General features: G+C 68.0%; 19 protein-coding genes, 3 tRNA genes and 1 pseudogene. 9 read left to right on the forward strand and 14 right to left on the reverse strand.

Features of this window, described 5'->3' with window-relative positions; all coding sequences use genetic code 11:
* Positions 1 to 30 precede the first annotated feature (30 nt).
* The 4 genes from LK996_RS03170 to LK996_RS03185 all read right to left on the reverse strand — a co-directional run bounded on the left by LK996_RS03170 (position 31) and on the right by LK996_RS03185 (position 1,961).
* Positions 31 to 107 (reverse strand) — tRNA-His (locus tag LK996_RS03170).
* A 140-nt stretch (positions 108 to 247) separates the two neighbouring features.
* Positions 248 to 1,615 carry a hypothetical protein gene (locus tag LK996_RS03175; RefSeq protein WP_230525710.1) on the reverse strand — a complete coding sequence of 456 codons (1,368 nt, stop codon included), beginning with the start codon at positions 1,613 to 1,615 and terminating at the stop codon, positions 248 to 250.
* Positions 1,616 to 1,788: 173 nt separating this feature from the next.
* Positions 1,789 to 1,865: transfer RNA gene (locus LK996_RS03180), tRNA-Arg, on the reverse strand.
* Positions 1,866 to 1,884: 19 nt separating this feature from the next.
* Positions 1,885 to 1,961: transfer RNA gene (locus LK996_RS03185), tRNA-Pro, on the reverse strand.
* 101 nt (positions 1,962 to 2,062) lie between these two features.
* On the opposite strand from LK996_RS03185, the pseudogene LK996_RS03190 reads away from it, so the two are divergent.
* A pseudogene (locus LK996_RS03190) lies at positions 2,063 to 2,824 on the forward strand (Bax inhibitor-1/YccA family protein).
* Positions 2,825 to 2,947: 123 nt separating this feature from the next.
* Here the strand turns inward: LK996_RS03190 and LK996_RS03195 are convergent.
* The 3 genes from LK996_RS03195 to grxC form a co-directional block, all read right to left on the reverse strand.
* The gene (locus tag LK996_RS03195; protein ID WP_230525711.1) at positions 2,948 to 3,973 is read right to left on the reverse strand and encodes an isocitrate dehydrogenase; all 1,026 of its coding nucleotides are present in this window, start codon (positions 3,971 to 3,973) and stop codon (positions 2,948 to 2,950) included.
* 107 nt (positions 3,974 to 4,080) lie between these two features.
* Positions 4,081 to 4,473, reverse strand: a complete 393-nt coding sequence (locus LK996_RS03200) for a carboxymuconolactone decarboxylase family protein (protein ID WP_230525712.1) — start codon at positions 4,471 to 4,473, stop codon at positions 4,081 to 4,083.
* Positions 4,470 to 4,754: a glutaredoxin 3 gene (gene grxC / locus LK996_RS03205; protein ID WP_230526819.1), complete on the reverse strand. Its 285-nt coding sequence runs from the start codon at positions 4,752 to 4,754 to the stop codon at positions 4,470 to 4,472. Before grxC ends, LK996_RS03200 begins: the two co-directional genes overlap by 4 nt.
* 168 nt (positions 4,755 to 4,922) lie before the next feature.
* On the opposite strand from grxC, the gene LK996_RS03210 reads away from it, so the two are divergent.
* The 5 genes from LK996_RS03210 (at position 4,923) to ppx (ending at position 12,314) form a co-directional block, all read left to right on the forward strand.
* The gene (locus LK996_RS03210) at positions 4,923 to 6,497 is read left to right on the forward strand and encodes a M48 family metalloprotease (RefSeq protein WP_425493732.1); all 1,575 of its coding nucleotides are present in this window, start codon (positions 4,923 to 4,925) and stop codon (positions 6,495 to 6,497) included.
* 127 nt (positions 6,498 to 6,624) lie between these two features.
* Positions 6,625 to 7,314, forward strand: coding sequence for a phosphate regulon transcriptional regulator PhoB (gene phoB / locus LK996_RS03215; RefSeq protein WP_230525714.1), 690 nt, complete (start codon positions 6,625 to 6,627; stop codon positions 7,312 to 7,314).
* A 10-nt stretch (positions 7,315 to 7,324) separates the two neighbouring features.
* A complete protein-coding gene (gene phoR, locus LK996_RS03220; protein WP_230525715.1) occupies positions 7,325 to 8,698 on the forward strand; it encodes a phosphate regulon sensor histidine kinase PhoR in 1,374 nt (457 codons plus the stop codon).
* Positions 8,695 to 10,779: a polyphosphate kinase 1 gene (ppk1, locus tag LK996_RS03225; protein ID WP_230525716.1), complete on the forward strand. Its 2,085-nt coding sequence runs from the start codon at positions 8,695 to 8,697 to the stop codon at positions 10,777 to 10,779. Before phoR ends, ppk1 begins: the two co-directional genes overlap by 4 nt.
* A gap of 5 nt (positions 10,780 to 10,784) precedes the next feature.
* Positions 10,785 to 12,314, forward strand: coding sequence for an exopolyphosphatase (gene ppx / locus LK996_RS03230; RefSeq protein WP_343225863.1), 1,530 nt, complete (start codon positions 10,785 to 10,787; stop codon positions 12,312 to 12,314).
* 13 nt (positions 12,315 to 12,327) lie between these two features.
* On the opposite strand, the gene LK996_RS03235 is transcribed toward ppx, so the two are convergent.
* The 4 genes from LK996_RS03235 to LK996_RS03250 are packed head-to-tail and all read right to left on the reverse strand — an operon-like array spanning position 12,328 to position 17,626.
* Complete coding sequence (locus LK996_RS03235; RefSeq protein WP_230525717.1) at positions 12,328 to 14,406, reverse strand: prolyl oligopeptidase family serine peptidase; 2,079 nt, start codon at positions 14,404 to 14,406, stop codon at positions 12,328 to 12,330.
* A 15-nt stretch (positions 14,407 to 14,421) separates the two neighbouring features.
* Complete coding sequence (locus tag LK996_RS03240; RefSeq protein WP_230525718.1) at positions 14,422 to 16,257, reverse strand: hypothetical protein; 1,836 nt, start codon at positions 16,255 to 16,257, stop codon at positions 14,422 to 14,424.
* 19 nt (positions 16,258 to 16,276) lie between these two features.
* Entirely contained in the window at positions 16,277 to 17,194 is a 918-nt protein-coding gene (locus tag LK996_RS03245; protein ID WP_230525719.1) for an ABC transporter ATP-binding protein, read from the reverse strand.
* A gap of 21 nt (positions 17,195 to 17,215) precedes the next feature.
* Positions 17,216 to 17,626 (reverse strand): GntR family transcriptional regulator, encoded by a 411-nt coding sequence (locus tag LK996_RS03250; RefSeq protein WP_230525720.1) that lies wholly within the window; start codon positions 17,624 to 17,626, stop codon positions 17,216 to 17,218.
* Between the two features lie 195 nt (positions 17,627 to 17,821).
* On the opposite strand from LK996_RS03250, the gene LK996_RS03255 reads away from it, so the two are divergent.
* A complete protein-coding gene (locus LK996_RS03255; RefSeq protein ID WP_230525721.1) occupies positions 17,822 to 18,964 on the forward strand; it encodes a glycosyltransferase family 4 protein in 1,143 nt (380 codons plus the stop codon).
* Positions 18,948 to 19,478 (forward strand): phosphatase PAP2 family protein, encoded by a 531-nt coding sequence (locus tag LK996_RS03260; RefSeq protein WP_230525722.1) that lies wholly within the window; start codon positions 18,948 to 18,950, stop codon positions 19,476 to 19,478. Before LK996_RS03255 ends, LK996_RS03260 begins: the two co-directional genes overlap by 17 nt.
* 239 nt (positions 19,479 to 19,717) lie before the next feature.
* Here LK996_RS03260 and creD read toward each other — a convergent pair whose 3' ends face one another.
* The 3 genes from creD to creB all read right to left on the reverse strand — a co-directional run bounded on the left by creD (position 19,718) and on the right by creB (position 23,337).
* Positions 19,718 to 21,076 (reverse strand): cell envelope integrity protein CreD, encoded by a 1,359-nt coding sequence (gene creD, locus LK996_RS03265; RefSeq protein WP_230525723.1) that lies wholly within the window; start codon positions 21,074 to 21,076, stop codon positions 19,718 to 19,720.
* Positions 21,077 to 21,161: 85 nt separating this feature from the next.
* On the reverse strand, positions 21,162 to 22,604 hold the full coding sequence (creC, locus tag LK996_RS03270; protein WP_230525724.1) for a two-component system sensor histidine kinase CreC: 1,443 nt from the start codon (positions 22,602 to 22,604) through the stop codon (positions 21,162 to 21,164).
* Between the two features lie 55 nt (positions 22,605 to 22,659).
* Positions 22,660 to 23,337 carry a two-component system response regulator CreB gene (gene creB / locus LK996_RS03275; RefSeq protein ID WP_230525725.1) on the reverse strand — a complete coding sequence of 226 codons (678 nt, stop codon included), beginning with the start codon at positions 23,335 to 23,337 and terminating at the stop codon, positions 22,660 to 22,662.
* A 40-nt stretch (positions 23,338 to 23,377) separates the two neighbouring features.
* On the opposite strand from creB, the gene LK996_RS03280 reads away from it, so the two are divergent.
* Entirely contained in the window at positions 23,378 to 24,232 is an 855-nt protein-coding gene (locus tag LK996_RS03280) for a 23S rRNA (adenine(2030)-N(6))-methyltransferase RlmJ (RefSeq protein ID WP_230525726.1), read from the forward strand.
* Position 24,233 lies beyond the last annotated feature (1 nt).

The following is a 24,233-nucleotide window of genomic DNA, read 5'->3' on the forward strand; positions in this document are numbered from 1 at the left end:
CATTGTAAACAAGCGAACCACGAAACGGAATGGGGTGGCTGAGGGGACTCGAACCCCCGACATCTGGAATCACAATCCAGTACTCTAACCAACTGAGCTACAGCCACCACGGCGCTCGCGTTGCACTGCGAGCGGCCGGCTATTTTTCAGGAGTTGGCCCGGGGATGCAAGCCGCCGGGGCGACTTCGCCGCCCCGGACGACCCTTCGGCTTCCACATTCGGGTCGCCGTTCAGTCAATCGATCACTTCAGAACGTGTAGGCGCACGGCGTCGGCGACAGCACGCCCGCACCGTTGTTCAACTCGTCCAGATAGTTCTTCACGCGTTCCTGCGCGGCGCGGTTGGGGTCTCCCGCCAGCGTCACGCCGTCGGCGCCGAGCAACGCATTCGCGTCGTCGATCAACTGCGACACCGTGCCGCCGTACGGCACGTAATACGCGCTGCCCGACACGAAGCCCGCTTCCACGTTCAAACGCATCGCCGCCAGTTGCACCGACAACATGTACGCCATGTTGGTGGCGGTGCCGTTGAGCAGCCACGTGCGGAATCCGGCGTACGCGGTCGGATCGAACGCACTGCCGTTGGCGTTGCGCAGGTTCAGTGCGGCGAGGATCGCGAACTCGGAGGCCATCGAACCACCGTCGTTCAACTGCGCCTGGCCGTTCTTGTTGCTCCAGAAGCCGAGCGTGTGGCCGCCGCTGGGGATCGTGCAGTAGTTGCCGAACGCGATGTTCGTCGTCTGCCCCGCGACCACGGTCAGCGGACCGCCCGGATTGATCGGCGAACCATCGTGGCCTGCGAACAGCGTGGCGGAGTGGTGCCAATTGGTTTCGAGCGGCAGGCCTTCGGCGACGTAGTAGTCGTTCGCGGGCACGAGGTCGTCGAACACGGTCCAGCCGTCGACGCCGGTGAACTGCGTCGAGTCGACCGCCTGGCTGAAGGAGATCAGGTTCATCTCCCAACCTTGCAGGAACACTTCGCCGTCGTCGTACGCACCGTTCGCATTCGCGTCGTAGAACTTGAGCGCCTTGATCTTGCCGAGCGGCGGCGGCGGAACGACGTCCTTCACCTTGAAGTTGTCGGTCTTGATGTTGCCGCCGACGAAGCCGCGTTCCTGGCACGACACGAGGTCGAGCCCGAGGTCGGTGCACGTCGCGACGTAGTCCGACACGCGCGTGATCCACAACTTGTAGACACCGCCGCCGTTGGGCGTGTCGTCGAACGGAATGACCTGGATCGCGAGGCTCCCGCACGGGCCGACGCCACCGACAGGATGCGTGCCGAGGTTCTCGCTGATCACGCCGCCCGCGACGCGGACCTTGCGGTCTTCGACTTCGTCGGAAGACAGGCGCTGCGCACCCGACGGATCGGTGACCTGGAAGTAGTAATCGCCCGCGTCGAGATCGCCGCCGTTGCAACCCGGCGCATTCGCCGGACCGCCATTGAGATAGACGTCGCTCTTCGCGTCGTACTGGTTCGCGTTGACGGTGGTGCCGTCGAGCGTGCTGGTGTAGATCGCGCCGTTGATCGCTTCGGCGTTGGCCGGCGAGACGCTCGAAAGCGCGCACGCGACGAAGGCCGCCGCGAGCGCGCGCGGCAATGCATTGTTGCTCATTGGAGTAGGTGTCCTCGAAGGGAAGCGCGACGTCCGCCTCGGCCTCGCGTCCCTCGGGCCTACCGCATGAATGAAGTCACAGCTTCCCTTCACGCAAAGATCACCGCGCGCAGGACGACACACCGCACCGACGGTCAGATCCGACAGACGAGTGGCGCGAGCATCGCGACCCTTGGCGCGCCCGACAGGACTCGAACCTGTAACCGCCGGCTTAGAAGGCCGGTGCTCTATCCGGTTGAGCTACGGGCGCTTCGCGGCGAAGACGAGAGTGGTCGGGGTAGAGGGATTCGAACCCCCGACATCCTGCTCCCAAAGCAGGCGCGCTACCAGACTGCGCTATACCCCGACGGTCGCGGGAATTCTGTGGAGCGACCCGCGCCCTGTCAACGCGCGGCGCCTCGGCTATGCTGCGGACGGATCCGACCAACACGACAGGGGAGTCACCCGATGTTCCGCAGCGGAAATCCCGCCCTCAAGGAAAACACCTTCCTCGACGCCGCCTCCGGCACCGTCGTCACGCGCGACGGCGAGGTCATGACCCTCAACGGCACGGTCCACAAGACCGGCCTGCTGTTGTTCCTGGCGGTGCTGACGGGCGCCTTCGCCTGGAACAGCATCGAGATCACGCCCGAGGGCATGTCGCCCAACGGCATGCTGTACCTGGTCGGCGGCGTGGTCGGCGGGTTCGTCTTCGCGATGATCACGATCTTCAAGGCCAGCTGGTCGCCGGTGACCGCGCCGCTGTAAGCGCTGTTCGAAGGCCTGGCGCTCGGCACAATCTCGGCCATCTACGACGCGCGCTTCGACGGCATCGTGCTGCAGGCGGTGATGCTGACCATGGGCACGCTGTTCGCGCTGCTGATGGCGTACCGCAGCGGGCTGATCCGCGCGACGGAGAACTTCAAGCTGGGCGTCGTCGCGGCCACGGGCGCGATCGCGTTGATCTACCTGGCATCGATGATCGGCGGCATGACGGGCTGGTTCCAGGTGCCCTACCTGCACGACTCCGGTCCGATCGGCATCGGCATCAGCCTGGTGATCATCGTCGTCGCGGCGCTGAACCTCGTGCTCGACTTCGACTTCATCGAGAGCGGCGTCGAACAAGGCGCGCCGAAACACATGGAGTGGTACGGCGCGTTCGGCCTGATGGTCACGCTGGTGTGGCTGTACCTGGAATTCCTGCGCCTGCTGTCGAAGCTGCGCGACTGAGGGACTGCGCGACTCGCGGCGCTGCACTTCGCGAATCGCACATCGCACCAACGAAAAACGGCGCCGCGAGGCGCCGTTCTTCTTTCAACACTTGCGCCCGGGATCAGGCCGCGGCGCAGGCGCTTATACGGCGCGACTTGCAATCGCCTTCGCGAACGACATCGTGTTGCCTTCGCCGCCGAGGTCCGGCGTCAGCGAATCCTTCGCTTCCAGCGTGGCGATGATGGCTTCGCGCAACTTCGCCGCCTTGTCGGTCATGCCGAGGTGGTCGAGCATCTGCGCCGCGGCGAGCAGCAGCGCGCACGGATTGGCGACGCCCTTGCCCGCGATGTCCGGCGCCGAGCCGTGCACGGCTTCGAAGATCGCAGCGTCCGTGCCGATGTTCGCGCCCGGGGCGAGGCCCAGGCCGCCGACGAGGCCGGCGCACAGGTCGGAGATGATGTCGCCGAACAGGTTGGTCGTCACGATGATGTCGAACTGTTCCGGCTTCATCACCAGCTGCATGCAGCAGTTGTCGACGATCATCTCGTTGCACTGGATGTCGGGATATTCCGCCGCGACCGTACGTGCGGTCTTGAGGAACAGGCCCGACGTCGACTTCAGGATGTTGGCCTTGTGCACGACCGTGACCTTCTTGCGGCCGGTGCGGCGCGCGAGTTCGAACGCGTAACGCACGATGCGCTCGGAGCCGCGACGCGTGACCTTCTGCGTGAGCACCGCGGTCTCGCCGTCTTCCGACAGCATCTGGCCTTCGCCGATGTACGCGCCTTCGGTGTTCTCGCGCACGGTGATCAGGTCGACGCCGCTCGGGAAGCGCGACTTCGTGTTCGGGAAGCTCTTCGCCGGGCGCACGTTGGCGTACAGGTCGAAGCGCTTGCGCAGTTCGACGTTGATCGAGCTGAAGCCTTCGCCGACCGGCGTCGTCAGCGGGCTCTTGAACGCGATGCGGTTCTTGCGGATCGAATCCATCGTCGCCGCCGGCAGCAGTTCACCGACCTTCTCCAGCGCCGTCATGCCCGCGTCGGCGAACTCGTACTGCAAACCGAGTTGCATCGCGTCGAGCACGTACAGCGCGGCGTCCATGATCTCGGGGCCGATGCCGTCGCCCTTGAGGACGGTAATGGTGTGTTGCGCGGGGGTCTGGGTCATTCGTGGGGTCCGGACGAGCGGACGGCACGCCTGGGGCGTGCCGTCGGGGTTCTTGTGAGCCCGCGATTATGCCAGACGGGGCGGGCCCACCGTCCGCCGGCGTAGGGTCAGCCGTGGTCGTGGGCCGGGACCGAAGCGGCCTCGCCCTGCTCGAGCTTGTCGAGGAAATCCACCGCGCGCCGCAGGTGCGGGATCACGATCGAGCCGCCGACCACCAGGCCGACGGAGAAGGCCTCGAACATCTCGTCGCGGTTCACGCCGGCCTCGCGGCACTGGGCCACGTGGTAGCTGATGCAGTCGTCGCAGCGCAGGACCATCGAGGCGACCAGGCCCAGCAGCTCCTTGGTCTTCACGTCGAGCGCGCCTGCCTGGTAGGTCTGCGTGTCGAGCGCGAAGAAGCGGCGGACAACCTGGTTGGGTTCGGCCAGGATCCGCTCGTTCATGCGCTTGCGGAACTCGGTGAACGCGTGGACGCGGTCCGCTTCGTCGCTGCCGCTCATGCGCCCACCAGCAGCGGTTCGAACTTGCCCGCGCGGTGCAGCGCCATCATGTCGTCGTAGCCGCCCACGTGGGTTTCGCCGACGAAGATCTGCGGGACGGAGGTGCGGCGGGTGCGTTCGACCATCTTCTCGCGCTCGCCGGGCGCGGTGTCGATGCGCACTTCGGTCCAGGCCAGTCCCTTGCTCTTCAGGAAGTTCTTGGCGGCCACGCAGTACGGGCAGATGGCGGTGCTGTAGATGGTGATGATGGGGTTGGTCATGGGGTCGGAAACTCGGAGCATGGTGCGATGGTCAGCAATATGGGCCGCGACGCGGGCCATTTCCACCCCTCGGGGGATGCGTGCGTGCAACACTGCGTACGCGTCCGCGGTTTACGAAACGCTCGAATTAATAACCGGTTCACCCGCCCCGTGCGAGGAAGCCCTGTGCACGCCAACTCTTCACATCCCCTGCTCCGCTTCGCGCTCGCCGTGCTGGCCACCGTGGCCATCGCCGCGCCCCTGGACGCGCAGAACCGCAGCGCCAAGCTTCCCGACATCGGTTCCTCCGCCGGCCGGGTCCTCAACCCGGCGCAGCAGTCGGAATACGGCGCGATGACCCTCGCGCAGCTGCGCCACTACGGCTACGTACTCGACGATCCGCTGCTCGAGCAGTGGCTGCAGTCGGTCGGCCATCGCCTCGCCGCCAACAGCGACAAGCCGAAGCAGGACTTCAACTTCTTCCTGCTGAAGGACCGCCAGATCAACGCGTTCGCCACGCTGGGCGGGTACATCGGGACCAACGCGGGCCTCGTGCTCGCGGCCACCCGCGAAGACCAGGTGGCCAGCGTGCTCTCGCACGAAATCGCGCACGTGACCCAGGACCACGTGCTGCGCGGCGTCGAACGCGCGCAGCGCGACAGCGTGCCGATCCTGCTGGCGATGCTCGGCGCGATCATGGTCGCGCAATCGTCCGGCGGCAATTCGTCCGACGACGCCTCGATGGCCGCGCTCTCCGCGGGCCAGGCGCTGATGTACCAGCGCCAGATCGACTACACGCGCGACAACGAAGCCGAAGCCGATCGCATCGGCATGCAGACGCTGTCGCGCGGCGGCTACGACCCGAAGGCGATGGCCGAATTCTTCACCACGCTGCAGGGCTGGGTGCGCGCGAATCAGGGCGGCGAACGCGAACGGACACCCGATTACCTGCAGACCCACCCGATCACCGTCACCCGCATCAGCGAAGCGAAGGAACGCGCGTCGACGATGCCGTCCGGCACGAACTTCGCCGCACCGACCACCTCCAACCCCGCGCTCCCCGGCAACCTGCGCCTGTCCGCCGCCTCGCTCGCGCCCGCGGGCACCGGCGAATTCGGCTGGGCCAGGGAACGCCTGCGCGTCTTCAGCGCCGACACGCCTGCGCAGGCGGTGCGCGAATACGAAGGGATGCGCTTGAAGGCGCCGCTCGACGACGCGCAGCGCTACGGGCTCGCGCTCGCGCGCAACGAAGCCAACCAGCCTTCGGCGGCGATCGCCGAACTCGCGCCGCTGCTCGAGCGCAATCCGAACGACACGTGGCTGCAACTGGCGATGGGCGAATTCGAAGCCCGCGCCGGCAAGAAGGTCGAGGCCGACGCGCGTTTCCAGAAACTCGTCGACCGCATGCCGCGCAACCGCCCGGTCGTGCTGACCTACGCCAAGGTGCTCGGTGAACGCGGCGACGCTGCGTCGGGCAAGAAGGCGCAGGCGATCCTGCGTCCGCTGGCGGCCGTCGCCTCGGACGATCCGGTGTACCAGGAGACCTTCGGGCGGGCGAGCGACCTGGCCGGGGACCCGATCCGCGCCGGCGAAGCGCACGCCGAGGCCGAATACCTCAACGGCCGCCCGGAGCGCGCGCTGGTCCAGCTGGAGAACCTCAAGAAGCGCAGCGACCTCGATTACTACGCGCGCTCGCGCATCGACGCCCGCATCGACGCGATCACCCCGACGGTGCTCGAGTTGCACCGCCAGGGCGTGAAGGACGAGTCCCTGGGGCGCAACTAGCCGCCCGACGGTGGAATGAGCGGAACAAGACCGTCCGGTGACGATGTCACCGGGCCGTCACAAATCCGTCGTCTACTGGCACCATGCCCGCACGAGGCGGGGCCTGCCGGGGTGGAACCCCAACGTCATGCTCAAGCGCATCCTCATCGTCGACGACGAACCCGCGATCCGCGACATGGTCGCGTTCGCCCTGCGGAAGGCCGAGTTCGAACCGGTCCATGCCGGTGACGCGCGCGAAGCGCAGACCGCCATCGCCGACAAGGTCCCCGACCTGATCCTGCTCGACTGGATGCTGCCAGGCACCAGTGGCCTGGAGCTCGCGCGCCGCTGGCGCAAGGAACAGCTCACGCGCGAAGTGCCGATCATCATGCTCACGGCGCGTGGCGAGGAGAACGACCGCGTCGGCGGCCTCGAAGCCGGCGTCGACGATTACGTGGTCAAGCCCTTCTCCGCACGCGAACTGCTCGCGCGCATCCGCGCGGTGATGCGCCGCTCGCGCGAGGACGACGAGGAAGGCAGCGTCAAGGTAGGCGCGCTTCGCATCGACGGCGCCGCGCACCGCGTGTTCGCCGAGGAAGCACCGGTGCAGATCGGCCCGACCGAATACCGCCTGCTGCATTTCTTCATGACCCACCCCGAGCGCGTGTACACCCGCTCGCAGTTGCTCGACCACGTGTGGGGCGGCAGCGTGTACGTCGAAGAGCGTACGGTCGACGTGCACATCCGCAGGCTGCGCAAGACCCTCGAACCGCACCAGCTCGATCCGATGGTGCAGACGGTGCGCGGCGCAGGCTATCGCTTCTCCGCCGCGGTCTAGACTGCGGGCCATGCCACCGCGCGCCCGACTGACGTGGACCCGCACCCTCGGCCAGCTCGCCGCCATCCTCGGCGGCGCGGTGGTCGTGGGGCTGCTCGTGGGTTATCCGTGGCCGGTCGTGACGATCGCCGCGCTCGGCATCGTCGCGTGGCATTACGCGCGACTGCATGACGTGCTGTCGCGCCTGTCGGCCGGTGCGCGCATCCGCCCGCCCACGGGCGACGGCGTGTGGAACGAACTCGACCGCCTGCTGCATCGCAGCCAATCGGACGTGCGCGCACGCAAGCGGCGCCTCATCGACATGCTACGCGCGTATCGCGCCGCGGCGATGGCATTGCCCGACGCGGTCGTGGTGATCGAACGCAACAGCCAGCGCGTGCAATGGTTCAACCCCGCGGGCACGTCGTTGCTCGGGCTGCGCTATCCGCGCGATGTCGGCGCGCCGCTCGGCGAACGCCTGCAATCGATGTCGATGTCGCGCTGGCTCGCCGCCGGCCGCAACGCCGAACCGCTGCTCGACACGCCCTCGCCCGTCGACGCCAACGTGCGCCTGAGCCTGCGCCTGATCCCGTATTCCGACGAACTGTGGCTGCTGGTCGCGCGCGACGTCACCAAGCTGATGCGGCTGGAACACATGCGGCGCGACTTCGTCGCCAACGTGTCGCACGAACTGCGCACGCCGCTGACCGTCGTGCACGGTTACCTCGACCTGCTCGACCCCGCCGACAACCCCGAATGGGCGCCGATGCTCGCCGAGATGCAGCGACAGTCGCAGCGCATGACGCAGCTGGTCGAAGACCTGCTCACGCTCTCGCGCCTGGAAGCACAGGAAGGCGTGGTCGACGATCCGGTGTCGATGGCCTCGATGCTCGCGACGCTTCGCCGTGAAGCGGAAGCCTTGAGCCAGGGCCGCCACCTCGTCCTGTGCGAAGACCTCACCGTGCAGACCGGCCTTGCGCTCGACCTGCGCGGTTCCACCAAGGAATTGCACAGCGCGTTCTCCAACCTCGTCAGCAACGCGGTGCGCTACACGCCGGCCGGCGGCACGATCACGATCCGCTTCGCGCCCGAAGGCGCGGGCGCGATGCTGTCGGTCACCGACACCGGCTACGGCATTCCCGCCGCGCACCTGCCGCGCATCACCGAGCGTTTCTATCGCGTGTCGACCAGCCGTTCGCGCGAAAGCGGCGGCACGGGCCTCGGCCTTGCGATCGTCAAGCACGTGTTGCAGTTGCACGGCGCACGCCTGTCGATCCGCAGCGAAGTCGGCCAGGGCAGCACGTTCGCGTGCCACTTCGCCGCCGATCGCGTGATTCCGCGCGATGATCCCTTCGACGCGCCCGCTGAGGCAGAATCGCGCCACGTGCCCGTACCCAAGCCATGAACGCCGCCCTCGACACGCCCCAGGACGTCGACCCGCTCCGCGACCCCGCGTTGTACTTCAATCGCGAACTGTCGCAGCTCGACTTCAACTTCCGCGTCCTCGCGCAGGCGCGCGATCCGCAGGTGCCGCTGCTCGAGCGCCTGCGTTACCTGTGCATCTCGTGCACGAACCTCGACGAGTTCTTCGAGATCCGCGCCGCCACCGTGCGCCACGCGCAGGACTTCGGCGTGCCGCCCGGTCCCGACGGTCTCGCGCCGGCGACGGTACTGAAGGAAATCCACGCGCGCGCGGCCGACCTCGTCGACTCGCAGTACCGCTGCTGGAACGAGGAACTGCGCCCGCAGCTCAACGATGCCGGCGTGCGCATCCTCCCGCGCGATGCCTGGAACGCGAAGCAGACGCGCTGGCTGCGCGACTACTTCCGCGACGAAATCCTGCCGGTGCTCTCGCCGCTCGGCCTGGATCCCGCGCACCCGTTCCCGAAGATCCTCAACAAGTCGCTCAACATCGTCGTCGTGCTGAAGGGCAAGGACGCGTTCGGCCGCGCGGGACACCTGGCGATCGTGCGCGCGCCGCGTTCGTTGCCGCGCATCATCCAGATTCCGCCGGAAGTCACCGGCGGGCCGACCGATTTCGTGTTCCTGTCCGCGGTGCTGTCGGCGTTCGTCGACGAGCTGTTCCCCGGCATGGAAGTGAAGGGCGCCTACCAGTTCCGCGTGACGCGCAACTCCGAGCTGATCGTCGACGAGGAAGAAGTCGAGAACCTCGCGCTCGCGTTGCGCGACGAGCTCATCGGCCGCGGTTACCTGCGCGCGATGCGCCTGGAGATCGCCGAGCAGTGCCCGAACGACATCGTGCGCACGCTGCTGGTGAACTTCGACCTGCCCGAGAACGCGGTCTATCGCATCAACGGCCCGGTCAACCTCAACCGCGTCATCCAGGTGTACGACCTGGTGCAGCGCCCCGACCTGAAATACATGCCGTTCCAGCCGCGCGTGCTGCGCGACATGGACAGCATGTTCGAACGCGTGGCGGAAGGCGACGTGCTGCTGCACCACCCGTTCGATTCCTTCGCGCCCGTGCTCGAGCTGATCAAGCAGGCGGCCGAAGATCCGAACGTGCTCGCGATCAAGCAGACGCTGTACCGCACCGGCAAGGACTCGCCGATCGTCGACCAGCTCGTGCAGGCCGCGCGCAACGGCAAGGACGTCACGGTCGTGGTCGAACTGCGCGCGCGCTTCGACGAGGAAGCCAACCTCGGCCTCGCCGACCGCCTGCAGGATGCGGGCGTGCAGGTCGTGTACGGCGTCGTCGGTTACAAGACGCACGCCAAGATGTTGCTGATCGTGCGGCGCGAAGGCCGCAAGCTGCGCCGCTACGTGCACCTGGGCACCGGCAACTACCATTCCGGCACCGCGCGTGCGTACACCGACTTCGGGTTGATCACCGCCGATCCCGACATCGGCAACGACGTCGACCTGATCTTCCGCCAGCTCTCGGGCCTGGCGCCCGCGATCAAGCTCAAGCGCCTGCTGCAATCGCCGTTCACGCTGCACGCGGGCGTGCTCGCGCGCATCGATCGCGAGACGAAGCACGCGCGCGCCGGCAAGCCCGCGCGCATCGTCGCCAAGATGAACGCGCTCAACGAACCGCAGGTGATCCGCGCGTTGTACGCGGCGTCGCAGGCGGGCGTTTCGATCGACCTGATCGTGCGCGGCGCGTGCGCATTGCGTCCCGGCATCCCGGGCATTTCCGAAAACATCCGCGTGCGCTCGATCGTGGGCCGCTTCCTCGAACACCATCGCGTGTACTTCTTCGCCAACGACGGCGACCCGGAGCTGTATTGCTCCAGCGCCGACTGGCTCGAACGCAACCTGTTGCGCCGCATCGAAACCGGCTTCCCCGTGCTCGAGCCGGAACTCGCCGAACGCGTGCGCGAAGAAGCGCTGATCAACTACCTCGCCGACAACGTCAACGCGTGGTCGCTGCAGGAAGACGGTCGCTACGAACGCGTGCAACCGGTCGGCGACGAGATGCCGCATTCGGCGCAGGGCTGGCTGCTCGCGAAGATCTGCATGTGAACGAGATCCTCGCCCGCCCGCGCGCCACCGCCCTGCCCTTGCAGGACGGCGACCTGCTCGCCGCCGTCGACCTCGGCTCCAACAGTTTCCACATGGTGGTCGCGCGTTACGTGCTCGGCCAGCTGCGCGTGGTCGATCGCATCCGCGACATGGTGCGGCTCGCCGAAGGCCTCGATGCGAAGGGCGGGCTCGATGCGGCGGTGCTGCGACGCGCGCTCGAAAGCCTCGAACGTTTCGGCCAGCGCCTGCGCGACATCCCGCCGCAGCGCGTGCGCGTGATCGCGACGAACACCGTTCGGCAACTCGCGGTGCCGTCCGCGTTCCTGCTGCCCGCGGAAACCGCGCTCGGCCACGCCATCGAAGTCGTATCAGGCCGAGAGGAAGCGCGCCTCGTCTACCTTGGCGTCGCGCACGCGCAACCGCCGAAGCCCGGTGAACTGCGCCTGGTGATCGACATCGGCGGCGGTTCGACGGAATGCATCATCGGTTCGGGGCTCGAAGCGATCGAGCGCGAAAGCCTGCAATTGGGGTGCGTCGCGACCACGCGGCGCTTCTTCCCCGACGGCAAGTTGTCGCGCAAGCGCTGGAACAAGGCGCTGACCGAAGTGAGCGCGGAGTTCCAGCAGTTCGCGAACCTGTACCGCGCGCTCGGTTGGCAGGAAGCGCTGGGCTCGTCGGGCACCAACAAGGCGATCGGCGATATCTGCGCGGCAATGAAACTCACCAAGGGCGCGGTCACCGCGCAGGCGTTGCCGCAGGTGCGCGATCGCCTGCTGCAGGCCGAATCGATCGACAAGATCGACCTGCCCGGCCTGCCGGCCGAACGCAAGCCGATCATCGCCGGCGGATTGCTCGTGCTCGAAGCGGCGTTCGACGTGCTCGGTTTGGAACGCATGGCGGTGAGCAAGGCCGCCCTGCGCGAAGGCGTGCTGTACGACATGCTCGGCCGCGGCGGCGCGGACGATCCGCGCGACGCCTCCGTTGCGGCGTTGATGCAGCGTTACGGCATCGACCCCGGCCAGGCGCAACGCGTCGAAGACACCGCGATGCAACTGTTCGACGCCACCTGCGACGAATGGGAGCTGACCGGCGACGATCGCGCAATGCTTTCGCGCGCGGCGAACCTGCACGAACTCGGCCTCGCCATCGCGCACAGCCAGTACCACGTGCACGGCGCGTACGTGCTCGAACACTCGGATATCGCGGGCTTCTCGCAACAGGAACAGCGCCTGCTCGCCTCGCTCGTGCGCACGCATCGCCGCGGCATCCCGAAGAGCGCGTTCGACGCGATCCCCGACCGCCTGCTCGCGCGCACCAAGCACATCGCCGCGCTGCTGCGCATCGCCGTGCTCCTGCATCGTTCGCACGAAGCGGACGCCGTGCCGCGCATCGACGCGAAGGTCGACGGCGAAACGCTCGAACTCACCCTCGACAAGCGCTGGCTGGACCAGCGCCCGCTCGTACGCCAGGACATCAGCGGCGAACCCGAGGACGCCGCCGACCTGGGCGTGACGCTGCGCATCGACGCCGCCTAGTCGCCGAAGTCGACTAGTCGCGGAAGTCGCTTCCGCGCAGCAGCAAATCCTTCCCCAGCGTCGCCTTCAAGCCGGCACTCGGCGCTTCGGGCGCAGCGCCGCCCAGGCGTCGATGCAGCAGGCGTTCGATGAGGTACAGGTAGGCCTCGCGCGTGCGCGGATCGCTGACCGAATGGCGCGCGTCGGGATCGACGAGCAACGTCACGTCCTTGTTGCGCACCTGCAATGCCGCCGCGTAGTGCAGCACGCTGCGGATCGGCACGCGTTCGTCGTCCGCGCCGGCGAGCAGCAGCAGTGGACGCGTCATCTTCTCTGCGTTGCCGATCGGCGACTGCGCGCGCAAACGTTCGAGCACCGCGGGGTCGGCGGGATCCAGGTCGAGCAGGCGCATGCTCGTCGACATCGGGATGCCCGTGGCCATCTGGTCGACCGACTGCGAATACCAGCGCAGCACCCAGCCGAAATCGGCGGGCGGCACCGCGGCGACGCCGACGCGGAACAGATCGGGCTGGAACGTCAGCCCGATCAACGTCGAATAACCACCGAACGACGCACCGACGATGCCCGCCTTGTTCGCATCGCCGATGCCCTGCGCCGCGAGGAAGCGCACGCCGTCGACGATGTCCTGTTGCACGCGGCCATTGCCGAAGTCGCCCTTGCCCGCGCGCATGTACGCGCGACCGAAGCCGGTCGAGCCGCGGAAGTTCGGCTCGAACACGACGTAGCCGCGATTGGCGAGCATCTGCGAGACGCTGGAAAACTCCGGCCCGAAGCGCGAGAACGGCCCGCCATGCACGTGCGCGACGATCGGCGCGCGCGCGGGATCGACGCCGTGCGGCACCAGCACGTATCCGTGGATGGTCATGCCGTCGGTGGCGCGATACGCGAACGGGATCTTGCGCGACAACGCGGCGGGGTCCAGCGCAGGAGCAGGTTTGCCGCGCCAGCGCGTGCCGACGTCGACGAGCACGTCGCGGAAGGCGCCCGTCGCCGGATCGTAGGCGTGCAGGCGTTCGCCCTTCATCGTCGTCGCGCGTTCGTGCACGAGCCACTGCGTCGTGCCGACTTCGATGCGCAGGTTGCGATCGGGCCAGCGCGCTTCGATGCGTGCGACGTGACGTTGTGCGTCGGGCGTGAGGCCATAATTGGCGGCGACCGTGCTGCGATAGCCGGCCACCATCGGTTGTTGCGTACGCGCGTCGAAGGCGACGTCCTGCAGGTCCGCTTCGCCGCGCGGGTCGGCATGCAGCGTCGTCAGCGTATCGTCGGCGTTGAGGCGCGCGAGGCGGCGATGGTTCGCACCGACGTCGGTGAGCAGCGTGGCTTCGCGGCCATCGGCCGACGCGGCGAGCAACCCGCAACGTTCGAGATCGACGCACCGCATCGCGCGCACCGGCGTGTTGCCGCGCATGCGATACACAGCGTAGTGCGCGTTCTCCACGCGCGTGAAGAACGCCAGGCGTCCGCGCGCGTCGACGGCGACGTCGACGAGTTGCTTCGCATCCTCGCGCACCAGTGTCTCGCGACCCTGTGCGTCGATGCGCCAGATGCGCCAACGCTTCGGCAGGCGCGAGACGATCGGCGGGCTTTCGAGCAGCAGGACGGCCGCGGGCAATGCCGGATCGGCGCCGAGCAGTTCACGCGGCCAGCGACCGCCGAGTTTCGCGATCGCACGCGATCCGCCCTGCCCCGCCATCGCGAGCGCGAACACCTGGCGCGGCGATTCGAGGAACACCCAGCGCGCGTCGCGGGACCAGGCGAGCGACGTCGCGTCGGTGTTCGGCAGCAGGCGCACGGGCTTGCCGCCCTGCATCGGCGCGACCCACAACGCGCGATTGCGTCCTTCCTCGCGCAGCCACGCGACGCGGCGACCATCCGGCGACAGCCACGCGCCGACAAGTTCCGATGACGCGAGGAACGCAGTGCGCGGCAACTGGCGCGCCTTTGGTTGCGCGCTTTCCTTCGCCACTTCCGCTTGCAGCGCCTGCACATCGAGCGGATCTCGCGGCGCCGCATGCGTCGCGCCCGCCATGCACACCGCCATCGCGAGGGCGAACACGCCCCGCCCGATCCATTCCGGGAAACCGATCATCGACTTGTCTCCAACTCAGGCGGTGGCGGGCAGCGCGTCGACGACGATGTCGTCCACGGTCTCGCGCTTCGGATACAGCAGCCACAGCGTCATCAACGCAGGCAGGCTTGCGATCGCACACACGACGATCCATGCGATGCGCGCGGCCGGCGACAACGCCGTCTGTCGCGCACGCCACCACGCACCGATCGCGGACAACAGCATCAGCGCGCCAGCGAGCACCTGGATCGCGCGCGGGATCGGCGCGGGTTCCTTGCGCAGCGGCGCCATGCCGTCGGCGAACGCGTTCTTCGCGGCGCGTTGCACGGCGTACACGACGGGCGACGGGAACCAGTTCTGGTAACGCCACGTATCCGGGTAATCGCGGACCACGTCACGACGCGCGACGGTTCGCACGCGACCCGCATCGTCGACATGCACGATCTGCTGGAACGGCAGCGCACCTTCGGCGTTGTAGGACGAACGCACGTAGGCGAACGACAGCAGCCAGCCATCGATCAGTTCCATCGCATCGACCCGCTGCAGGTCGCCGACTGCGCCGGGCAGCGGCACGCGTTGGCGCGGTTGCAGCACGCCGTCGTCGTTCTCCAGTTCGCGCGCGTCGTAGAAGTACAACGCACGATCGCTGAGCACCGCGACGGCGTCGCCCGCTTCGCCGTACCCGGTGAAGATCTCGCCCGCGGGCAACCGCGCACGCGGCAGCACGAGGCGCGCATCCTGGTCGTACTGGTAGACCGTCGAACGATCGATCAGCACGCCCTTCGGCCCCGGCATCACCGGCGCGGGGAACGGACGATCGCCCGCAACGCCGAGCGAACCCGCGGGACGACGGTCGACCAGGCTGTAGCCCTCGAAGCGCATCGTGTCGTGGCTGAAGACCCAGCGGATGCGATGCTCTGCGTCGTCGAACTCCATCGGCGCCAGGTTCATCAGCTGGCCGCGTGCGGGCATCGTGCGCATGCCGGGGCCGACCGCGAAGATCTCCGAGATCTGCGCCTGCTCGCGCCACAGCGGCGCGTTCGCGTCGCGACGTTCAACCAGCGCGTCGTCGCGCAGGCCGAGGCGGAACACGTCCTTGCCTTCCGCGTTCTCGAGTTCCTTCTCGCCGTTGGCCTGCGGCACTTCGATGTTGTTCGGATGCGAGCCCTGCGCGATCCACACGAACTCCACGCCGAAGCCGACCAGCACGATCACCATCCACATCGCGATGTGCATCGGCGCGGCGATGATCGCGGTACGCGCGGGACCGCGCGGCGCCGCGCCGAGATCGGGCTTGAACGCGACCAGCACCATCGCGGCCAGCCACGCCATCGCGAGCAGTTGCAGCAGCAACGCGCCGACGCCCGTCGCTTCCGACGCCGCGAACAACGCGAGGAACACGAGCGCGCAGAAGCCCACGCGCCGATCCGACAACATCAGGAAGCAGCCGGCGAGATACGCGCAGACCGCGATCATCCACGCCGAGCCGATCAGCAACACGTGGCGCACGTCGACCACGCGCGGCGTCATCCCCTCCTGCCATCCGGCAACGATCAGCGCGGGCAGCAACACGCCGACCGCGAGCAGGATCGCGGCCGCACCGACGAGCGCGACCGCGATCTTCCAGTGCGCGATCGGTCGATGCAGCAGGTTGAGCCATGTATTGGGGCGCCGATACCCGCCCATCTGGTACAGCCCGAGCAACAGGCCCAGCGCGCCGTACACGCTGGCGAACACCTGGTAGACCATGTCGGGCTGCTGCGCGAGATCGACCACGCGCGTGAGGAATCCCAGCACCACGAGGTTGACGACGAAGCACCCGATCGCCCACCAGCGGAAGCGGAGCAGTTCGGCTTTCAGCAAATCCATCATGACAATCGCTCCGATGCGGTCAGGCATGCGCCTTGGTGGGCGCGGCGTGGTTCTTGGCGAGGAAGCCGTTGACCGCGCGGTCCAGGCTCACGGGCATGCTCTGCACCGAGCGCGCGCCGCTGGCGCGCAGGAACTCGGCGAACTCGTCGTCCTGGTCGAGCACGAGGTAGTGGTGCAAACCATCGAGGCGCTGCAATTCCAGCAGGCCCGGCACGGTGCGCGGATCGGGACCCTTGAACGGAATGTCGGCGATCCAGTACGTCACGCGCGCGCAGAAATCGTCGGGCGCCGACATGTGCATCAACTTGCCCTGCTCCAGGATGATCAGGTTGTCGGCGACGCGCTCGATCTCTTCCATCTGGTGCGAGCAATAGATCACCGTGCACGCTTCGGCGGCGTTGCTGTACATCAGCGATTCGAGGAACGCGCGCTTGGCGACGACGTCGAGGCCGAGCGTCGGTTCGTCGAGCACCAGCAACTCGGGTCCCTGCGCGAGTGCGAGCGCGAGGTTGAAGCCCGCGCGTTCGCCGCGCGAGAGTTGCGCGACCTTCTGTTCCGGCAACACGTGGTAGTGGCCGAGCACGTTGCGGAACGCGTCTTCATTCCAGCGCGGATACTGGCGACGATGCATGTCGGTCACCGCGTTCACGCGCATCCAGCCCGGCAGCGTGTGTTCTTCGTTGACGAAGCCGGTGCGGCCGCGGTCTTCCGGCGTGAGGCGTTGCGAATCGCGGCCGAGGATGCGCGCGCTGCCCGCGGTCGGCGGCAGGAAACCGAGCAGGATGCGGAACAGCGTCGACTTGCCGGCGCCGTTCGCACCGACCACTGCGTGGATGCGGCCGCGCGGCACGCGCAGGTCGAGATGATCGAGCGCGAGCTTGCGCCCGTAGCGCTTGCTCAGCGCCTGCGTCTCGATGACGTATTCGTTGTGGCTCATGGGCGTTCGGTGTCCGTCGTGTCAGGCGCTTTTGCGGGGCGCAAGCGCAAGAAATTCGTGGTGGAGGCGCGCCTGCACCTCGTCAGGCGCGAAGTCGAGTGCGATCACGTCGTGCAGGAAGCGCTGGATCGCCTCGTCCAGGCGGCGCGAACGCTCCGCGTCGCTCAATCGCTGGCGCGGCGGCGCGACGTACAGGCCCAGGCCCTGCCGCGATTCCACCCACCCTTCGGCGGTGAGTTCGGCGTAGGCCTTGGCGACGGTGTTCGGGTTGACCGTGAGCTGCTGCGCGAGGCCGCGCACGCTGGGCAGCTGGTCGCCGGGCTCGAGTTCGGCGGTCGCGATCTTCATGCGTACCGCGTCGACGATCTGCTTGCTGATCGGCCGGGGGTCGCCGGTCGCGATCTGCAGCATCAGGGCCTGGGTCCGGGCCATCGAGGTGTCCTATGTGTACTGTGGTGACTAGTACAGTAGGAACAGTGCCGGATGTCAAGCGCAGTGGGGATCAACGCCGACGAACGGTCCCAGTCGACGGCCGGGCCCATCCAAACGCAGGAGGGATCGTTTACATGACAGCCCGGTCATCCCCGCGAAACCCGCGCGTCATGGCCCGCGCCCAGCCTGCGCGGCATGCGCTACGCGATCGTCACCGAAACCTGGCCGCCCGAGATCAACGGGGTCGCGCTGACCGTCGAAAGCCTCGCGCACGGTCTGCGCGCCCGGGGCCACGCGATCGATCTCGTGCGTCCGCGCCAACCGCACGACGGCGACGAGGTCGACGACACCCTCCTCGTCCGCGGCTTCCCGTTGCCGCGCTATCCCGGCCTGCGCTTCGGTGCGCCGGCATTGCGCACGCTCGCCAATCACTGGCGCGCGCAGCGACCGGACGCAGTGTACATCGCCACCGAAGGCCCGCTCGGCTGGGCCGCGCGCCGCGCCGCGCGCGCGTTGAACGTGCCGGTCGCCACCGGATTGCACACGCGCTTCGACCATTACATGCGCGACTACGGGTTCGGCTTCCTCGAACCGATCGCGATGCAATGGATGCGCCGCTTCCACAACGCGGGCGATGCGACGCTGGTGGCGACGCGCGAATTGCAGGACGACCTCACCCGTCGCCGCTTCGCGAACCCGATGCGACTGGCGCGCGCGGTGGACGGCGTGCTGTTCCATCCAAGCAAGCGCGACACGCGACTTCGCGAATCCTGGGGCGCGGGCGACGGCACGCTCGTCGCGATCCACGTCGGCCGCATCGCGGCGGAAAAGAACCTGACGCTCGCGCTCGCCGCCTTCCGCGCACTGCAACGCGTGCGGCCGGAAGCGCGCATGGTGTTCGTCGGAGAAGGCCCGTTGCGCGCTTCGCTCGCGGCCGCCAATCCCGACATCGTGTTCGCCGGCCTGCAGCGCGGCGAAGATCTGGCGCGCCATTTCGCGAGCGGCGATCTCTTCCTGTTCCCGAGTCGCAGCGAAACGTTCGGCAACGTAACCCTGGAAGCGATGGCCAGCGGCGTGCCGACCATCGCCTTCGACTACGGCGCCGCGCGCGAGCACCTGTGCAACGGCGAACACGGCATGCGTGTGCACGACGGCGACGCCGCCGCGTTCGTCACCGCGGCGATGCACCTGGCCGCGGACGACGTGCTGCTCCGTCGCATGCGCACGAACGCGCGCGCGGCCATCGAACACCTGCATCCCGACCAGGTCGCCGCCGAATTCGACGCCCTGCTGCAGTGGCTCGCCCGCCGGAGGAATCCGCATGCGCAACTTGCCTGACATCGATTCGTCGTGGTGCCTGAAGGCGAACCATTGGTGCGAACGCCGCAAGGTGCGCAGCGTGTTCGCGGTCGTCAGCAGGCTCGGCGACGGCGCGGCATGGTATGCGTTGATGGCCGTGGTGATTGCCGTCGACGGACGCGCTGGGTTGTTCGCCGCCGCGCATCTCGCCGTGACCGGGGCGATCGCACTCGGCCTGTATGCGTGGTTGAAGCGGTGGACGAAGCGGCCTCGCCCATTCGCGAGCGACGCACGCATCCATGCGTGGGTCGCGCCGCTCGACGAGTTCAGTTTCCCTTCCGGCCACACGCTGCACGCGGTGGCCTTCACGCTCGTCGCGCTCGCGCACTATCCGGTCCTCGCGTGGGTCCTCGTCCCCTTCGCGTCGACGGTCGCCGTGTCGCGGGTGGTGCTCGGGTTGCACTATCCGAGCGATGTGCTCGCCGCCACTGCGATCGGAACGTGCATTGCCTCGCTGTCGCTGTGGTGTGTGCCGGGCGCGACGCTCTTTTGATTTGTTCAGAAGCAAAAGCCGTGGCGATTTGATGGGCGGAGGGGCATGCATGCGTGTATCCCCCTTCGCCGGTCCTGGCAGCGCCATCCATGGCCAGCCAAAGACCGGGCGCACGGCCATCCATGGCCGTGCTCTGCGGGGGATACACGCATGCATGCCCCTCCGCACCTCACTTCACTGCCTTCCCTTCTGATCGATTCAAAGATCAAGAGCGCACGACGACATGCGAGCAGCGCGTGTCACACGGCTTCGCCGATGCGTTGGCGCTGGAGGGCGTACCAGTCGACTTTGCGGGTGATGACCATGATCGCTGCGAGGATCAGGAACAGCAGGCCGGCGCCGAGGACGAGGGCGTTGTCTTCGGAGATGAGGACACCGTAGAGCGCGGCGTAGAGGGTGGCGAGCATGGTGGCGAAGCCGAGGCCTCGGGTGGTGCTGCGCAATACCGCGCTCAGGTAGAACCCCAACAGGCCGATGCAGGCAGCGGCCGAAATCAGATACGCGGCGCCGAAGCGGATGTGTTCGCTCAGGCTCACCAAAAGCAGGAAGAAGATCGCGAGGGAGAGGCCGACGAGGCCGTACTGGATGGGGTGGATCGGCAGCTGCTTGATCAGTTCGAACATGAAGAAGCCGACGAAGGTCAGCAGCACGAACAGGATGCCGTACTTCGTCGCGCGGTCGGCCAGCGTGTAGGCGTCCACCGCGTCGAACAGGGTCACGCCGACGGCGTCGATCGACTCGGTCATCTTGTCTGCGCCGCGCGTGGCGCCCACGCGCAGCAGCGTCGATGCATCGGGGGCCGCGAGGAACTCGGCCTGCGCGCTCGTCGCCAGCGACGAGATCTCCCAGCGCGCGCGGAAGCCGTTCTTGTCGACGGTGCGCGTGCGCGGCAGGAAGTCGCCGCCGAAGATTGGATCCGGCCACGTCGACTGCAGCGCGAAGCGGTTGTCGCGCGCGATCGGCACCAGCGCGATCGCTTCGGTGCCGCCGATGACACCATCGAAGGCGACGTCGAGCGCGAGCGTTTCGCCAGCGCGCGGCGGCGCGAGTCGTGCATGCACGCCGCCCAGCGACCGCGCGCCGAATCCCGCCGCGAGCGGCAACGATCGCCCGTCGACCTTCAGTGACGGCGTGCCCACGAAGCCGCGCACATCGGACACACCAACGGCCACGTAAGGCCGCCCGATCCGCCTGGGATGGACGCCATCGACGGGAATGCGCGCCTGGATCGCGGCGCGCGAATGCATCGTGAGTTCGTACACGGGCACGCGATACAACCCGCGCTTGCGCGTGTTCGGTGCAAGCGTGCCGTCGACCTGCAGCGTCGACGGGAAGAACGTCCACGCCCCCGTCTGTTCGCGCAACACCTTGCGCGATCCCTGCGGGCCGACTTCCTGCTGCTCCACCAGTTCGACGTAGGGCACGACGAGCACGGGGCCGAGCACGGCCTGCTTGCCCGCGTGCGTCGCGGCGACGTTGGCGATCGCTTCCGCGCGGTACTGCTCGCGCTCGGCGATGGTGCCGCGGATGGCGAGGATCGGGATCAGCAACCCGATTGTCAGGAAAAACACGATGACGAATTTCAGTGCCAGGCGCATGACGGCTCCTTGCCGTTTTGACATGCGCGCAGCCTCGCGCCGACGCGTGCGCGGGCGATGGCGGGATTGTGTGGCGGGGGTGAAGTCAGGCCGCGGGGAGGTCGAGCGTCGCGATCGCGCCGCCGCCTTCGCGGTTCGCCAGGGCTGCCGTGCCGTCGTGCAGCGACGCGACTTCCGCGACGAAGCACAGGCCGAGGCCGCTGCTGCGGCTGCCGCCCTCGGGACGCGGCAACGAATAGAAACGTTCGAACACGCGCGGCATCGCGTAATCGGGAATGCCGGGGCCGCGATCCGCCACCGTGAGCACGACGCGCTCGCCGTTGCGCGCGATGTCCAGCGCAATGGTCGAGCCCGCGGGTGCGAACGCCGCCGCGTTCTCGATGAAGTTCGCGATCGCCTGCCGCAGCAGGAACGCATCGCCTTCGACGAACGCAGGCGCGATGCCGCCGTGTTCGACGCGCACGCCGGCCTCGCGCATGCGTTGCGTGCATTGCGCGACGGCCTCGCCCGCGAGTTCCGCGAGGTCGACGCGCTCGCGCGTTTCCAGCATCTGCCGATGTTCCACCGCCGCGAGCGCGAGCAGCTTGTCGATCATCTGCGCCAGGCGCTCGCTTTGCGTGCGGATCGATGCCGCGAAGCGCGCGCGGTCCGCGTCGGCCATCGGGCGATCGGCGTTCGCGTCCTCGAGCAGTTCCGCGCTGCCGCGGATCGCGGCGAGCGGACTCTTCATCTCGTGCGTCAGCGTATGCACGTACTGCTCGACGTACTGCTTGCCTTCCAGGCGCGTGCGCATCGTTTCCAGCGCCTGGCCGAGGTCGCCGAACTCGCCGCTCGCCTTCGGCGGCGTCGCGCGTTCGCCCGCCGTCACCGCGTGCGCGTAACGCTTCAGCGCACCGAGCTGGCGACCGAACCACCACGCCGTGAGCAGCCCGATCAACAACGCCGCACCCATCAACAACCAGCCCCACTGCATCACCTTGCGCTGGCTGCGTTCGATGAACGGCGCGAGCGTCTGGTTCGGCTTGGCGACGGTGAGCACGCCCACGATGCGGCCGTCGGCGCTTTTCAACGGCGCGGCGACGTGCATGACGGTCGAGTTCGGATCGTTCGGATCGCTGCGCGTGGAGCGCGCACCGTACTTCCCGTGCAGCGTGAGATAGACGTCGTTCCAGCGCGAGTAGTCCTTGCCGACGTCGCGGCCGAAACTGTCGAACACCACGACGCCGCGCGCATCGGTCACGTACACGCGCGTGGCCGTGCTGCGTTTTTCAAAGCCCCAGATCGCTGCGCCGAGATCGCGCGCCTGCATGGCCTTCACGCGTTCGGCGAAGCGGCCATCGGCGATGTGGCCGGCGAGGAAATCGTCGGTGGCCAGTTCGGCGAGCACGTTGGCGGTCTCCACCAGCGTGTCTTCCATCGCCTGGCGCACGCCGGGCTTCACTTCGGCGACGAACACCCGCGCGAGCAGCAACGCCGCGAGCGCGACGATCGCGAAGTAGCCGAGGAAGACGCGCAGGCCGATTCTCAAGGGATCGTCCTCAAAGGATCGTGCTCAAAGGATCGTGCTCAAAGGGCCGCCCGCATCACGTTTCGATCGAATACCCGAGCCCGCGATGCGTACGGATCGGATCGCCCTGCGGGTCGACCGCGTGCAACTTCGCGCGCAGCGTCTTGACGTGCGTGTCCACCGTGCGGTCGCCGCTTTCGAGCGCGTCGCCCCACACGCGGTCCATCAGTTGCGCGCGCGTGAGCACCGCGCCCGGGCGTTGCAGCAACGCGGCGAGCAGGCCGTATTCGTAGCGCGTGAGGTCGAGCCATCGTCCGCGCCAGCGGATGCGATGGCCGTCGGCGTCGTGCTCGAACCCGTTGCCCGAGGCCGCGGGCGCGGCGGCGGTCGCCTGCGCCGATGCGCGACGCAGCACCGCGCGCACGCGGGCCACCAGTTCGCGCGGCGAGAACGGCTTGGTCACGTAGTCGTCGGCGCCGAGTTCGAATCCCAGCACGCGTTCGGCTTCCGCCGCGTGCGCGGTGAGGAAGATCACCGGCAGGTCGCCGCCGCGACGCAGTTCGCGGCACAGCGCGAAACCGCCGAGGTCGGGCAGGCCGACGTCGAGGATCGCCAGGTCGAAGCGCCCTTCACCCGACACCTTCAGGGCCTCGCCCGCGGTGAGGCAGTGGCGCACGTCGAAGCCGTCCTCGCGCAGCGCATAGGCCACGGTGTCGGCGATGGGGGCTTCGTCTTCCACGAGCAGCAGTCGCATGCGCGGAGCATAGCCCGGCCACCGGCTATGCTGCGCGGCCATGAACTACCGCCACGCCTTCCACGCCGGCAACCACGCCGACGTGCTCAAGCACGTCGCCCTGCTCGCGCTGTGCGACGCCCTGCGCGCCAAGCCCGCGGCCTGCTTCGCGCTCGACACGCACGCCGGGCGCGGCCTGTACCAGCTCGACGCCGACGCCGCGTTGCGCACCGGCGAGGCCGAAGGCGGCGTGGCCCGGCTCGCCGGCGCGCGCGATCCCGGCATCGCGCGCTACCTCGACGCGGTCGCGGCCTGCCGCGCCGCGCACGGCCCGCAGGCCTACCCCGGCTCGCCGTGGCTGCTCGCGCACGCGCTGCGCGAACAGGACCGCATCGCCTGCTGCGAACTGCAGCCGGAGGAAGCCGCGGCATTGAAGGAGGTCTTCCGCAACGATCCGCGCGTGGCGGTGCATGCGCGCGACGGCTATGCGGCGATGAAGGCGTTGCTCCCGCCGCGCGCGGGCGAAGTGCGCTTCGCGCGCGGGCTCGTGCTGATCGATCCGCCTTACGAAGCGCAACTCGAGGAATTCGACACGGCGATCGCGGCGTTGCGCGACGGCTTGTCGCGCTGGCCGCAGGCGACGTACGCGCTGTGGTATCCGATCAAGTTGCGGCGTTCGCTGCAGCCGTTCTACCGCACGGCGGCCGCGCTCGATGCGAAGTCCGTGCTGGCGATCGAATTGCTGGTCCGCCCCGACGACTCGCCGCTGCGCATGAACGGCAGCGGCCTGCTGATCCTCAACGCTCCGTGGCAGTTCGACACGCAGTTCGCGCCGACGATGCGCGCGATGCGCGGCGCGCTCGAAGAACCGGCTGGCGGCGACGCGCGCATCGAGTGGCTGCGCGCGCCTGCCTGAG

It is taken from the genome of Noviluteimonas lactosilytica (genome assembly GCF_020866925.1).
Taxonomy (GTDB): domain Bacteria; phylum Pseudomonadota; class Gammaproteobacteria; order Xanthomonadales; family Xanthomonadaceae; genus Noviluteimonas; species Noviluteimonas lactosilytica.

What these genes read in the sequence shown, in the direction of transcription:
- creB (WP_230525725.1), bottom strand. Translation starts at nt 23,337, where the DNA reads ATGCGACTGCTGCTCGTGGAAGACGAAGCCCCCATCGCCGACACCGTG.
- LK996_RS03200 (WP_230525712.1), bottom strand. Translation starts at nt 4,473, where the DNA reads ATGAGCGGCAGCGACGAAGCGGACCGCGTCCACGCGTTCACCGAGTTC.
- phoB (WP_230525714.1), top strand. Translation starts at nt 6,625, where the DNA reads ATGCTCAAGCGCATCCTCATCGTCGACGACGAACCCGCGATCCGCGAC.
- LK996_RS03280 (WP_230525726.1), top strand. Translation starts at nt 23,378, where the DNA reads ATGAACTACCGCCACGCCTTCCACGCCGGCAACCACGCCGACGTGCTC.
- LK996_RS03255 (WP_230525721.1), top strand. Translation starts at nt 17,822, where the DNA reads ATGCGCTACGCGATCGTCACCGAAACCTGGCCGCCCGAGATCAACGGG.
- phoR (WP_230525715.1), top strand. Translation starts at nt 7,325, where the DNA reads ATGCCACCGCGCGCCCGACTGACGTGGACCCGCACCCTCGGCCAGCTC.
- ppk1 (WP_230525716.1), top strand. Translation starts at nt 8,695, where the DNA reads ATGAACGCCGCCCTCGACACGCCCCAGGACGTCGACCCGCTCCGCGAC.
- LK996_RS03260 (WP_230525722.1), top strand. Translation starts at nt 18,948, where the DNA reads ATGCGCAACTTGCCTGACATCGATTCGTCGTGGTGCCTGAAGGCGAAC.
- LK996_RS03235 (WP_230525717.1), bottom strand. Translation starts at nt 14,406, where the DNA reads ATGATCGGTTTCCCGGAATGGATCGGGCGGGGCGTGTTCGCCCTCGCG.
- LK996_RS03245 (WP_230525719.1), bottom strand. Translation starts at nt 17,194, where the DNA reads ATGAGCCACAACGAATACGTCATCGAGACGCAGGCGCTGAGCAAGCGC.
- LK996_RS03195 (WP_230525711.1), bottom strand. Translation starts at nt 3,973, where the DNA reads ATGACCCAGACCCCCGCGCAACACACCATTACCGTCCTCAAGGGCGAC.
- LK996_RS03240 (WP_230525718.1), bottom strand. Translation starts at nt 16,257, where the DNA reads ATGATGGATTTGCTGAAAGCCGAACTGCTCCGCTTCCGCTGGTGGGCG.
- LK996_RS03175 (WP_230525710.1), bottom strand. Translation starts at nt 1,615, where the DNA reads ATGAGCAACAATGCATTGCCGCGCGCGCTCGCGGCGGCCTTCGTCGCG.
- LK996_RS03250 (WP_230525720.1), bottom strand. Translation starts at nt 17,626, where the DNA reads ATGGCCCGGACCCAGGCCCTGATGCTGCAGATCGCGACCGGCGACCCC.
- grxC (WP_230526819.1), bottom strand. Translation starts at nt 4,754, where the DNA reads ATGCTCCGAGTTTCCGACCCCATGACCAACCCCATCATCACCATCTAC.
- creD (WP_230525723.1), bottom strand. Translation starts at nt 21,076, where the DNA reads ATGCGCCTGGCACTGAAATTCGTCATCGTGTTTTTCCTGACAATCGGG.